Below are 11465 nucleotides of genomic sequence, written 5' to 3'. Positions count from 1 at the left end.
GCATGGCTACGTTCACAACTGATGAAGCACTTTGCGATGCGCGACACGGCATGCCGCGCGCGCCGCTCGCACGGTGCGGACAGCGCGCTGACTAGTTAGCGGGGACGCCGTCTTTCCATTGCGCCCAGTTCTTGACGATGGCGTTGACCAGCGGCGAACCGGCCAGATAAAGGTTGTCCACTGCAGGAACGAATCCGCCCTGTTGCTGGTAGTTCAGCAGGTTGTCAACGTTCGATACGCCGGGCGGCGGCCGATCGAAGTCCGATCCCGCACGCAGGACGGCCACACGATTCGTGTCGGCGAGGCCTGCCGCAGCGGCGCGCTTGATGACCTCGAAGGTCGCGTTGTCTTCCTGCTGGGTGGTGCAGTACGTGCCTTTGCCGTCGGTCAGCAGTTTGGTCCAGTCACGCGCGCGCTGCCCCAGCGCCTCGCCGGAGAACCATGTGTCGCCGGCGAGCGTGTCGCACTGGATGACCGTCGGCGGCTGATTGGCCGGCGCGGTCGTGTATTTCGCCCGATACGCCTGCGCTTCGGCGCTATCGGTCAGCTTCACGTCGCGCGAGAGCAGGTAAGCTTTCTGCAGTAACGCTTCGTTTAACTGAAAGACTTCTGTGTGGTAGTCCAGTGGAGGCTTTTCGTTGCCGCTCTTTGTGTTGATGCCGAGATAGCCTGACTTCCAGCTGCTGGGGATTTCGCGCGCATCGAGCTCCCACTGGATACCGAAGTCCACCAGATAGCGAGCCCACGCTGCCGACCCCAGCGTGCCCTGCGCCGGGTCGATGCCGGCAATGCCCGATACCAGGAAGTAGGTCTTACGCAGATCGAACTTCTTCGAATAAACCAGCGCGGCCATCGTGGCAGCCGCGTTCGCGTGTCCCATGCCCGTCGTGACAACGCATACGTCATCATGGTTGCAGTGAACCGCGGGGTAATCCGGCGATAAACCGGCCACTTCGATTGCCTGTGTTTTTCCCAGATGGTCGAGCCATGTTTTACCTTCCGGCGCGAACATCGAAATGATCAGTACCTTGACGTGCCGCGGCGTCGACGGCGACTGTGCGGCGAAGGTGGTGCCGGTTTGAATAACAAATGCGAGACCCGCGCAAACAAGACTTCGAAGCAGTTTCTTTTTATGCATGAGGCGCTTTGATTAAAAGATGATTCGGCCGAACAGCCCAGCTTTGTGCTTAAGTGCCCAATAATCGTGCGGCGACGTCGCCTTACTGCGAGTTTCATAAACAAACAGTAACTTTTTGTAGCGCGTCGGCGCAGTAGGCGGGACTATAAGCACGGCGCATGCCAAAGCTTGTCCGAGGGACGGGTGTGATACCCGGTATACGAGAGGATATATAACTGCGGATGCGAAATGGGTAAGACCCAAGCCGTAAAAGGAAGAAGCCCGCGCATCACACATCGCGCATGGCAAGAGGCCCAATCTTGCGGCCAAGGCAGCAAGCAAAATGTAGGCGGATTCGCTAGCGCCCCGCTTGGGGTGCGTGAGGCCGCCACGCCAGTGCGGCCCCAATGCCCTTTGAGACGCCGCTCACGATTGCTGTACGTGGCGGGCAAATGCAGATATTCGGATGCTCTACTAGTCCTTGTCTTTGAACCGCACGGCCCGGATTCGATTCACGCCTCTTAAGAGAACAGCTTTTGCCATTCATCCTGCTTGTGCATGTCCTCACGCGTGTTGACCTCGATCAGGACGCCACCAGGCGAGCGGCAAAAGAATCGCGATCCACGCGTGTTATTAAAGACCTCAGTTTCCATGCGAACGCCTCCCGCACGAAATTCCTCATAGAGGGCATGGACGTCCTTCAAGGTCTCGACCTCCACGCCGAAGTGGAAGTTCTTTGGCCAAACCGGCACCTCCTCCGTGACGCGCTCCAGAACAATGTCGAAACCGTTCCGTTTGAGCAGGCAGTGCTCACCGGCGGCGACAATCTCGCAACCAAGGTATTTTTCGAAAAAGGCAGCCGTTTCGGCCACGTTGGTCGTGGGGAAACTGAGGTGGTTCAGCTTTGCTTCTTGATGAAGATTCATGATGGATCTCGCAGAAATTTCGAAATGTGTCGTAGAGCGGTCGCTCGGCGCTCCGCTTGCATGCAGTCGCGCCGATCAACGCGATGCTCCACGAGGATTATTTTGCGAGTAATTGCTCGATTTTTAAACTCGCATTGGCCAGCGCCTGTGCTGTGGCGTGCGACCCAATATCTGCGCGGGTTTACGGGTTTGATGGAGCAACGATCTGAACAATTGCTCGCTTTTTGGAAGGCAACAAGGCACCGCCGGCTATTTCCGGGCTCGCGACTTTTCGGGCGGACGCTCCACGATCCTCAGATATCCGAACAAAGCGCGGCCGACACGGCTTTCCAGGTCGCGGCGATCCGATTCGCCGCGCTCCCCCGCACCATCGACGATGGCGCGAATGACGGCGATCAGGTCTTCGGTCGTGACATCCATGTTTGACTGCAGCGGAATATCCTCGCGACCCAGAATCTGTTTCATTACGTCGTGAAAGGCGCCCTTCGACGCGGCCAGTTCTTTCGCAATCGCGGGGCGGTTTTCCTCGAAGTCGAGCGCGCGTGCAAGCGCCGGACGGCGCAGTTGCTGGTGGACCGCGACGGCGATCAGATGCTTTAGTGCCTTCTGGCCGGTGGGTTCGTGCAATGCATCTTTGGCCTCGGCAAAGAACACGGCTCCTTCCCGCTTGCTAAGGGAAACGATCAGCGCGTCCTTGTTTGGGAAGTATTGATAGAGCGTGCCGACGCTGACGCCCGCGCGCTGCGCGACGAGATTGGTATTCAGCCCGTCGAGTCCCTTGGTCTCAAGGATGAGGGCTGCTGCCTCGAGAATCGTAGCGACCGTTTGTTCTGCGCGCGATTGCTGTGGAATCTTGCGCGGCTTAAGTGAATGGCGCTTTTTTGTCGTCACCACGAGATCCGTCAAAAAGCGAGCAATCGCTCGGACCTTATAGCTTAACGGATGATTCGCCAGACCGCCGCGAACGCAGTTCGCGGCGGCGCCATCGCAACGACTACAAAGCTCCGCCCAAGACCGGACTCGAGGTTCAGCACGATCAGACCTGCGCGGCCCATGCCACAGCGTCAGCGCCGGCAGGAATGCGCAACGGGCACGATGGGTCATTTGCCGCACGCCACACCGCTTCGGCCACATCCAGCGAATGCGTGACCACCGAGGAGTCGGCCCATCGCGCGAAGACCCCCTGTGCAATCTCGGCGTACGCCTCGTGGATGCCACCTGCCATCCGCGGACGGCCGTTTTCAGCGAAGCGGGTCTCGGGGGCACGCCCCGGCAGCACCAGGCGCGCTCGCACATTGAAGGGCTCGAGTTCCAGCGCAAGAGATTCGGTAAATGCGTTCACGGCCGCCTTGCTGGCGGTGTACACGGAGAGCAGATGGAGCGGCCTCAAGGTCACGCTCGACGTCACATTGACGACGACGCCGTCCTTACGCTCGCGAAACTGAGGCAGCACTGCCTGGGTCATCGCTATCGTGCCGAGCGTGTTGGTTTCGAAGATCTCGCGCGCGATCTCCATCGACGTACCTTCGAGCGCGTTCAGCATGCCAATCCCCGCGTTATTGACGAGTACGTCGATCGGCCCAGCCGCATCCACAGCCGCGCGGATGCTGGCCGGATCAGTGACATCGAGCGCGAGCACGCGCAGGTTCGCAGAACGCGGCAGCACGTCCTCGCGCGGCGTGCGCATCGTGGCGATGACCTGCCAATCGCGATCGAGAAAGTAACGAGCGGTCTCGAGGCCGAATCCGGACGAGCATCCGGTGATCAGGACGGTTTTCATGGTGACTCCGTTGGTGGGTTGCCGTACCCACACGATAAGTCGCCACACCCGGACTTGCTACAATCGAGCGTCCATTTTGCATTTGCAGGAGTCCGGTTATGGTCGACCCGCTCGCGGAAGTCGTCACACTGCTTCAGCCGACCGCCAGTTTCTCGAAAGTTGTCAGTTGCGCCGGCCCTTGGCGTGTTCGCCGCTCGGACACGGGGCAGCCCTTCTATTGTTCGATCCTCGAGGGCTCCTGCCGCCTCGAGGTGGACGGGCATGAGCCAGTAATCCTCCAGACGAACGACTTTGCACTGATCCCGGCGGCGTACGACTTCGCGATGACGAGCCTCGAGCCGCCGTCGCCCAGGCACTCGGACAAGTCGCCGGTGATGCTCGCCGATGGCAGTTTCCGGGTCGGTGTTCAGGAGGGTCCGCCTGATGTGGTGGTGCTCGTGGGCCACTGCGTCGCCGGTTCGCCGGATGCGGCCCTGCTGGTGTCGCTGCTGCCGAAACTCATTCACGTCCGAGGTGAGAAAAGGCTCGCCACGCTCGTGCAACTTGTGCGAGACGAGACGCGCGCGCAGCGGCCCGCACGGGATGTCGTCCTCGCGCGGCTGCTGGAGGTTCTTTTCATCGAGGCGCTTCGATCGTCGGGAACAGCGGCATCGCCCGGCCTGGTGCGTGGACTAAGCGACCCGCGCCTCGCCGCCGCGATACGGCAGATGCACGAACGTCCAACAGAAACCTGGACTGTTGCACAACTGGCAAAAGAGGCCGCCCTCTCGCGCTCGGCGTTCTTCGAGCGGTTCAGCCGCGCCGTGGGCGTCGCACCCATGGAATACCTGCTGTCGTGGCGTATGGCCTTAGCCAAGAACCTGCTGCTACGCGAAGAGTGCAGTGTGACAGAGGTCGCAGGGCGCGTCGGCTACAGCTCCGCCAGCACGTTCAGCGTCGCATTCACCCGCCACGTCGGATTGCCGCCAACGCGGTATGCTCGGGACCGGAGACTCGTCAGCGCGCAGCCGTGAATCCGGATCGTCCAGGCTGCGAATTTGAAACCCTGCAAGGAGTACGACATGAGTTCAGCTTCACTCACGACCGGCATCGATCACGTAGGTCTTACCGTCAAGGATCTCGGCCTCACCAGCGCGTTTTTTATCGACTGCCTTGGCTGGAAAAAGATAGGCGAAAAGCCGGACTATCCTGCCGTGTTCGTCTCGGATGGCCACATCATGCTGACCTTGTGGCAACTCAAGAACACCGAATCCGAGGTCGCCTTCGACAGAAAGTCCAACGTCGGGCTGCATCACCTCGCAATACGCGCCGCGGATGAAAGCGCATTCAACGAGATATTCGAGCGTGTGTCGAAATGGCCAGGCGTCAAGGTGGAGTTTTCGCCCGAGTTGCTCGGCAAGGGGCCGAAGCGCCACATGATGATTTACGAGCCGAGCGGCATCCGCATCGAGTTCGACCTGAATCCGCCCAAGTAAGCACTCGTCAGCCATCCTGAACATCGTCTATGGGCCGGGCGCGGCTGTTCACCGCGCCCGGCGCTGAGGTGTTCGCGCGACGCGCAATTCCGATGGATCGAGGAAAAAATCCCGGTTGTCCGCCAGGCGCTCGATCATGAAGTCGATGAAGGTTTTCACGCGCAGCGGCTGTTCGGTTCGATGTCCGTAATAGATATGGATCATGCCGTAGTCCGCAATGTGCTGCGTCAGCAACGGAACGAGCCGGCCGCTTCGGATGTGAGCCGTAGCGTTGAAGGTGGCCAGCTGTCCGATGCCAAGCCCCGATAGCACAGCATGCGTTTCCATTTCTGTGTCGTTCACACAGACGACACAGGGCACGTCGCGATAGACAACCTCATCGCCGATCCGGAACTGCCACTGCGCAAGCTTGCCGGTGTTCGCGCGACGATAGCCGGTGCAACGATGCTGAGCCAGTTCCTCGATGGTCCGCGGCACGCCGTTACGCTCGATGTATTCCGGCGACGCGCAGACAATCAGATGGATCGGCATGAGCCGGCGCGCAATCGATCCGCCCGACGGTGGCGGCCCCGCCCGAAATCCCACGTCGGAACGTTCGGTCACGAGATCCGTGAAGTGATCGTCGAACTGCACTTCGAGTTGCACGTTCGGATAAAGCTGCTGGAATGCCTCGAAGCAAGGCCACAGCAGCGGAAGTCCGAGCGATCGCGGTGCGCTCACGCGCAGCAGACCGCCGACCTCCTCTTTCGAGCGCCGCGCCTCGTCGAGCGCGGAGTGCAGAGTGGCAAGCGCCGGCTTCACGCTGTCGAAAAGCCGCTGGCCCTCCTCGGTCAGGCTCAGCTTGCGGGTCGTCCGGTGGAACAGCCGCACCCCCAACTCCTTCTCCAGTTGCATCACCGCGTGGCTCGCAGCCTGAGGCGAGATGCCCTGATCGACCGCGGCGCGTCGCAGGCTGCCGAGCGCCGCGGCGCGCACGAAAGTGGTGATCGCACGAATTTCGTTCATGATCGCGCCCAGATTAGCAAATTTTAGTTGATTATGAGTCTAGCAATTGACGGCTAGTTTGTGTCAATCGTGACGCCTACCATGGCATCACCTCATCCGAGGCCACCCATCCGTAGGAGAGACATCATGGCAAGTACCCGGCAAGGCGATTTCAAGCGCGTATGGTTCATTACCGGTGCGTCGCGCGGTATCGGCGCGCTGATCGCCGAAGCGGCGCTCGCGGACGGCAACGCAGTCGTGGCAGCGGGACGCAACGTCGCGGCCATCGTCGAGCGGCTGGGCGAATCGGCCGCCTTGCTGCCGGTGGCGCTGGACGTGACGGATGAGACGCAGGCCCGAGCGGCGGTGCAACAGGCGGTGGAGAAATTCGGCCGCGTCGATGTGCTGGTCAATAACGCCGGCTTCGGCCTGCTGGGCGCAGTAGAAGAGTCTGCTGACAAGGACGTCCGCCGGATGTACGACACCAACGTATTCGGCCTGCTGAACGTGACGCGCGCTGTACTGCCGACGCTGCGCGCTCAACGCTCGGGCCATGTGATCAATATCTCGTCGATTGGCGGCTACCGCGGCTCGGCGGGATTCGGCGTGTATTCGTCGACGAAGTTCGCTGTCGAAGGCATCACCGAAGCGTTGCATGCCGAATTGAAACCGCTCGGGATTCACGCGACGGTCGTCGAGCCCGGTTATTTCCGCACGGACTTTCTGGATGGATCCTCGCTGGTCGTGGCGCCTGAGGTGATTGCCGACTATGACGCGAGCGCAGGCGCCGTGCGCCGCAAAGCCCAGGAGATGAATCACAACCAGCCGGGCGATCCGAACAAGCTGGCGGCTGCGATGATCAAACTCGTTGATGCACCTACGCCACCGCTGCGTCTTCCGCTTGGTACTGACACGCTTGCTGCTATCGCTGCGAAGAACGCTTATGTTACGCAGGAAACGGAGACGTGGAAGGCGTTGTCGGCATCGACGGACTTTGCTGCTTGAGTCGGGAAAAAACAAGAGCGCGGCGATTCGACATCCGCGCCTGAATCGTCGACAATCAACCCCGATCCAGGACCATCGGGGAAAGTGACATGAGCATTCGGGACGCGCGATCGAGCGATGCGAAAGAAATTTGCATCTTGAGTTGCCAGTTCGGCTGGAGTGCTTCCGAGGAAGACATCAAGACCCGGCTTGAGGTCATATTGCCCAGATCGGATCACAAGATTCTTGTCTATGAAAATGACGCCGGAGAAGTCCTTGGATGGATTCATGCTCGCGTCGACATCATCATCTCCAGTGGAAAATATGGAGAGATTTTGGCTTTCGTGGTGCGTGAGGGTTCGAGAGGCGTCGGCACTGGCCGCGAACTCCTTACAAGCGCCGAGCATTGGATCAAAAGCCACGAATACAACGCTACATCGATTGTCATACGCTGCAACAACGAGCGAAAGCGCACCCACGAGTTTTATACGCGCAACGGCTATAGCATTACGATGATTGGCCTTAGAAAGCAGATCGGCAACTGAGCCAGCCCGCCTAAAACTCGTCCCATGACGGCTGTTCTCCATAAGCCTCAGCCAAGTAATCCATGAACCGCCTCACCTTCGAAGGCACATAGCGCGCAGTCGGATAAACCGCGTGGATCGTCAATTCGGGCGCTTTATATCCGGGCAAGAGTTCCACCAGTCGCTTCGTGCGGATATGCGGTCCGAACACGAACGTAGGCCCATACGCAATGCCGATACCTGCCAGCGTCGACGCCAGCAGCATCTGCATGTTGTTCGCCTGCATCCGGTACGGCCCGTCGATCGCATGTTGGCGGCCTGCTTCATCTATCAGTGCCCACTCAGGTATCGACACCGCCTCGTTGAAGGCCAGACGAGGCGCGTCACGCAGATCTTCGGGCGTTTTCGGCACACCCTCACGTTCGAGAAACGCAGGTGCCGCGCACAGGACCATCCTGCACGGCGCAAGACGCCGCGCGACCAGCTGCGAATCGGGCAACCGGCCGATGCGGATCGCGACATCGACTCCATCGTTCTGCAGATCAACGTAGCGATCATCAAGCGAAACCTCGATGTTCACCTGCGGATGGTTCTCGAGGTAACGCGCCACCACGTCGCCCATATGCAGTTCGCCAAAAGTAACCGGCGCGGCAACGCGCAACGTGCCGCGTGCAGTGCTGTGGGCATCGCTCGCCTCGCTGTTGGCGTCGTCGAGTTCTTCGAGTATCCGCTTGCAGCGGACGTAATAACTACGTCCGGCATCCGTGAGACTAAGGCTGCGCGTACTTCGCTGCAGCAACCGGACGTTCAGATCGGCCTCGAGCGCACTCAGATACTTCCCTGCCATGGAGGCCGACAGTCCAAACCGTCTGCCAGCCGCCACCAGGCTGCCCTCGTCCACCGCGGCAACGAATACGCCAATGCTCGCAAAACGGTCCATAGCTCGCTCATTCGATAGTTTTACGACAGGTTGATGATAGGAAATACCGGATTATCTCGCCAAACGATCCAATCTACTATGCATTCACGGTCCGGAAACGGAAATCGAATCGCTTGAACATCAGAGGAGCGGCGCCATGAAAATCGCATCAAACGGCATTCATATCGAGGTCAACGATCAGGGCAGCGGCACACCCGCTATTCTCTTTCTGCATTACTGGGGCGGCTCGTCACGCACCTGGAACGACGTGATTGCCGCGCTACCGAACTCATACCGGACAGTCGCGCTCGATCACCGCGGCTGGGGAAACTCGGACGCTCCGGCTAACGGCTACGCACTCGCTGATTTCGCCGATGACGCACAAGGGGTAATCGAGTCGCTGAATCTGGGCAAGTTCGTGCTGGTAGGTCATTCGATGGGCGGCAAGATCGCACAATTGCTGGCGGCGCGCCGTCCCGAAGGACTGGCGGGATTGGTGATGGTCGCGCCCTCCCCGCCGGTTCCACTTGTGCTTCCCGCTGAAGTGCGGGCGCAGATGGAAGTGGCCTACGAATCGCGCGCGTCGGTCGAGATGTCGATCGACCACATGCTCACGGCGAAGACGCTAAGCCCGGCGCATCGTGAGCAGGTGATTGAAGACAGTTTGCGTGGTGCCCCGCAGGCCAAAGCAGCGTGGCCGCTCCATGCGAGCCATGAAGACATTACACGCGAGGTTGCGACGATCAATGCTCCTGCGATCGTTATCGCTGGCGAACTGGATCGGGTGGACAGCGTGGAAACGCTTCAGACGAAACTGCTTCCCCATATTCCACATGCTCGCATGCATGTCGTGCCAGGCACCGGCCACTTGTCGCCGCTCGAATCGCCGGTTGAGGTCGCCAGGCTTGTCGAGAATTTCGTCGAGTCGCTTGAATTGACGACCTCGTAAGCGAAGCAATGTTTGAAATGCGCGGGGAAAGCCGCGTTGCCACTACCTTCCCCGCGTGCTCGCCTATAAAATGACGCTCCCCTGCAAAAGCCCCTCCACGGAGCAACATGACTAACGTACGACTCAGCCGCGCCACCCCGGCCGACGCAGCCGATCTGATCGCCGCCAACGTTGCGAGCCAGGCTCACCATTTGCCATGGGTTGCATCCTTCACCGATCAGGCCGGTTTCGACACCTGGTTTGCGCGTGGCCTCACCGGACCCAACGTTGGCCTGATCGCGCGTGAAGCAGCGTCGCATCAGGTAGTGGGCATCATCAATCTCAACGAGATCGTCATGGGCGCTTTCCGGAGCGCCTATCTCGGCTACTATGGAATGCTTAGCTTCGCCCGCACGGGCCTGATGACCGAGGCGCTCCGCGCGGCCGCATGCTATGCGTTCAACGATCTTGGTTTGCACAGGCTGGAGGCCAACATTCAGCCGGACAATCTCGCATCGATTGCGCTAGTGCGCCGCGTGGGTTTCAAGCAGGAAGGCTTCTCGCCGCGCTATCTTCGCATCAACGGGGAATGGCGCGACCACGAACGCTGGGCACTGCTTGCCGACACGGCGGACTAAGCATGCCCCACACACGGCGCCATCGCGCGGACCTTTTAGAACCGGTGGCGCATCCCCACTCCCACCACAATTTGCTCATCGGTCGAAGACATCGCCTGACCGCTTACATCGGCCGTTAATCCCGAGCCGTCGCTGTCGATATGCTGATAGCTCGCCTGCAAATACAGGTCCGTACGCCTGGACAGAAAATAATCGGTCATCACCGATACCTCATGCCACTTCGGATGATGCTCGCCGCTCGCCGTAGAGAGCGCCGCGTCCGTGTAGGTGTATTCGCCGATCAGTTTGAGCGCTGGGCTTAGCGTATAACTCGCGTTCACTTCATAGTTGTTAAAGCTCGCACCCTGGCCATTCTGCGTGAGGCCGAGGCTATTGGCCCCGTTGATCGTATCCAGGCCACCCAGTTGCGTGCGCGTCCAGACGAAGCCGAACCTTGCTGCGCCGAGCGCATAGTTTGCCCCTGCGCCATAAGTACGCTGCTGCGCGGCTATAAACGTCCGATCAGTCAAGGTTATCGCACCGCCGGTATTGCTACCGCCACCGTTGTTCGCCTGCAAATAACCCGCACCGAGACTCAACGGACCCGCGTCATAGGCTGCGCCGAAGCTGTACAAACGATTGTCGTCGAAGCCGCCAGCCTCATCCGAGAACCCATACAGTGCTCCAAAGCGCAGCCCCTCGTATGAGTTGCTGGCGAACTTCACCGAGTTATTCACGCGAAACGAGTTATTCAGGTTGTCGTTATCGAACGGATGTGCAGACAGATTGTTGCCGCCAGGATGCACACCGGTGAAGCTGAGCGGGGCTAGATAGTCCACCACCGAGTCGTACTGGCGTCCCAACGTGACCGTGCCGAAGCGGTTGTTCGACAGCCCCGCAAGCGCCTGATAACCAAACTCGCGACCGCCTTGCCGAGCCGTTCCATTCATTACACTGAAGCCGTTCTCAAGCTGGAAAATCGCCCGTGTTCCGCCGCCGAGATCTTCGCGCCCGACGAAACCCCAGTGGCTGCCGGTCACATCACCGCTGCCTGCTTGCCAGGCAGAATGCCCATTCTGATTGCTGGCATACAAGAGCCCAGCATCGATCACCCCATAAAGCGTCACGCTCGATTGTGCTTGTGCCCCGCAGGCGTACCCCGCCGCGCATACGGCAATAACAAGAGTCTTCTTCATTTGTGTCCTGAAGTT

Annotated in this window: 13 protein-coding genes; 6 read left to right on the top strand and 7 right to left on the bottom strand. The window is 59.8% G+C overall.

Annotation, left to right across the window (positions count from 1 at the left end):
- Positions 1 to 91 precede the first annotated feature (91 nt).
- From P3T17_RS31620 to P3T17_RS31605, 4 genes are all read right to left on the bottom strand, one after another.
- Positions 92 to 1138, bottom strand: a complete 1047-nt coding sequence (locus P3T17_RS31620) for a purine-nucleoside phosphorylase (protein WP_429410612.1) — start codon at positions 1136 to 1138, stop codon at positions 92 to 94.
- 500 nt (positions 1139 to 1638) lie between these two features.
- Positions 1639 to 2043: a VOC family protein gene (locus P3T17_RS31615; RefSeq protein ID WP_429410610.1), complete on the bottom strand. Its 405-nt coding sequence runs from the start codon at positions 2041 to 2043 to the stop codon at positions 1639 to 1641.
- A 249-nt stretch (positions 2044 to 2292) separates the two neighbouring features.
- Complete coding sequence (locus tag P3T17_RS31610; protein ID WP_429410718.1) at positions 2293 to 2937, bottom strand: TetR/AcrR family transcriptional regulator; 645 nt, start codon at positions 2935 to 2937, stop codon at positions 2293 to 2295.
- A 142-nt stretch (positions 2938 to 3079) separates the two neighbouring features.
- The gene (locus P3T17_RS31605) at positions 3080 to 3823 is read right to left on the bottom strand and encodes an SDR family oxidoreductase (RefSeq protein ID WP_429410608.1); all 744 of its coding nucleotides are present in this window, start codon (positions 3821 to 3823) and stop codon (positions 3080 to 3082) included.
- Between the two features lie 98 nt (positions 3824 to 3921).
- Between P3T17_RS31605 and P3T17_RS31600 the strand changes: the two genes are divergently transcribed.
- Both P3T17_RS31600 and P3T17_RS31595 read left to right on the top strand, forming a co-directional pair.
- Entirely contained in the window at positions 3922 to 4836 is a 915-nt protein-coding gene (locus P3T17_RS31600; RefSeq protein ID WP_429410606.1) for a cupin domain-containing protein, read from the top strand.
- Between the two features lie 48 nt (positions 4837 to 4884).
- Complete coding sequence (locus tag P3T17_RS31595) at positions 4885 to 5298, top strand: VOC family protein (RefSeq protein WP_074267422.1); 414 nt, start codon at positions 4885 to 4887, stop codon at positions 5296 to 5298.
- Positions 5299 to 5346: 48 nt separating this feature from the next.
- Here P3T17_RS31595 and P3T17_RS31590 read toward each other — a convergent pair whose 3' ends face one another.
- Entirely contained in the window at positions 5347 to 6303 is a 957-nt protein-coding gene (locus P3T17_RS31590; RefSeq protein ID WP_074267421.1) for a LysR family transcriptional regulator, read from the bottom strand.
- 126 nt (positions 6304 to 6429) lie between these two features.
- Between P3T17_RS31590 and P3T17_RS31585 the strand changes: the two genes are divergently transcribed.
- Complete coding sequence (locus P3T17_RS31585) at positions 6430 to 7287, top strand: oxidoreductase (RefSeq protein ID WP_429410604.1); 858 nt, start codon at positions 6430 to 6432, stop codon at positions 7285 to 7287.
- 89 nt (positions 7288 to 7376) lie between these two features.
- Positions 7377 to 7811 (top strand): N-acetyltransferase family protein, encoded by a 435-nt coding sequence (locus tag P3T17_RS31580; RefSeq protein WP_429410602.1) that lies wholly within the window; start codon positions 7377 to 7379, stop codon positions 7809 to 7811.
- Positions 7812 to 7821: 10 nt separating this feature from the next.
- Here P3T17_RS31580 and P3T17_RS31575 read toward each other — a convergent pair whose 3' ends face one another.
- Positions 7822 to 8730, bottom strand: a complete 909-nt coding sequence (locus P3T17_RS31575) for a LysR family transcriptional regulator (RefSeq protein ID WP_429410600.1) — start codon at positions 8728 to 8730, stop codon at positions 7822 to 7824.
- 136 nt (positions 8731 to 8866) lie between these two features.
- Here P3T17_RS31575 and P3T17_RS31570 point away from each other — a divergent pair, with 136 nt between their 5' ends.
- The gene (locus P3T17_RS31570; protein ID WP_429410598.1) at positions 8867 to 9658 is read left to right on the top strand and encodes an alpha/beta fold hydrolase; all 792 of its coding nucleotides are present in this window, start codon (positions 8867 to 8869) and stop codon (positions 9656 to 9658) included.
- Between the two features lie 107 nt (positions 9659 to 9765).
- Entirely contained in the window at positions 9766 to 10275 is a 510-nt protein-coding gene (locus tag P3T17_RS31565; protein WP_429410596.1) for a GNAT family N-acetyltransferase, read from the top strand.
- Positions 10276 to 10310: 35 nt separating this feature from the next.
- Here the strand turns inward: P3T17_RS31565 and P3T17_RS31560 are convergent, their stop codons facing one another.
- Entirely contained in the window at positions 10311 to 11450 is a 1140-nt protein-coding gene (locus P3T17_RS31560) for a porin (protein ID WP_429410594.1), read from the bottom strand.
- Positions 11451 to 11465 lie beyond the last annotated feature (15 nt).

The sequence above is a fragment of the Paraburkholderia sp. GAS82 genome (assembly GCF_050436285.1).
Classification (GTDB): Bacteria; Pseudomonadota; Gammaproteobacteria; order Burkholderiales; family Burkholderiaceae; genus Paraburkholderia; species Paraburkholderia phenazinium_B.
Note: the sequence above shows the minus strand (reverse complement) of the source record. Positions and strands in the feature narration are given on the sequence as shown.

Coding starts and splice junctions, on each gene's coding strand:
- P3T17_RS31620 (WP_429410612.1), bottom strand. CDS start 1,138: ATGCATAAAAAGAAACTGCTTCGAAGTCTTGTTTGCGCGGGTCTCGCA.
- P3T17_RS31615 (WP_429410610.1), bottom strand. CDS start 2,043: ATGAATCTTCATCAAGAAGCAAAGCTGAACCACCTCAGTTTCCCCACG.
- P3T17_RS31605 (WP_429410608.1), bottom strand. CDS start 3,823: ATGAAAACCGTCCTGATCACCGGATGCTCGTCCGGATTCGGCCTCGAG.
- P3T17_RS31600 (WP_429410606.1), top strand. CDS start 3,922: ATGGTCGACCCGCTCGCGGAAGTCGTCACACTGCTTCAGCCGACCGCC.
- P3T17_RS31595 (WP_074267422.1), top strand. CDS start 4,885: ATGAGTTCAGCTTCACTCACGACCGGCATCGATCACGTAGGTCTTACC.
- P3T17_RS31590 (WP_074267421.1), bottom strand. CDS start 6,303: ATGAACGAAATTCGTGCGATCACCACTTTCGTGCGCGCCGCGGCGCTC.
- P3T17_RS31585 (WP_429410604.1), top strand. CDS start 6,430: ATGGCAAGTACCCGGCAAGGCGATTTCAAGCGCGTATGGTTCATTACC.
- P3T17_RS31580 (WP_429410602.1), top strand. CDS start 7,377: ATGAGCATTCGGGACGCGCGATCGAGCGATGCGAAAGAAATTTGCATC.
- P3T17_RS31575 (WP_429410600.1), bottom strand. CDS start 8,730: ATGGACCGTTTTGCGAGCATTGGCGTATTCGTTGCCGCGGTGGACGAG.
- P3T17_RS31570 (WP_429410598.1), top strand. CDS start 8,867: ATGAAAATCGCATCAAACGGCATTCATATCGAGGTCAACGATCAGGGC.
- P3T17_RS31565 (WP_429410596.1), top strand. CDS start 9,766: ATGACTAACGTACGACTCAGCCGCGCCACCCCGGCCGACGCAGCCGAT.
- P3T17_RS31560 (WP_429410594.1), bottom strand. CDS start 11,450: ATGAAGAAGACTCTTGTTATTGCCGTATGCGCGGCGGGGTACGCCTGC.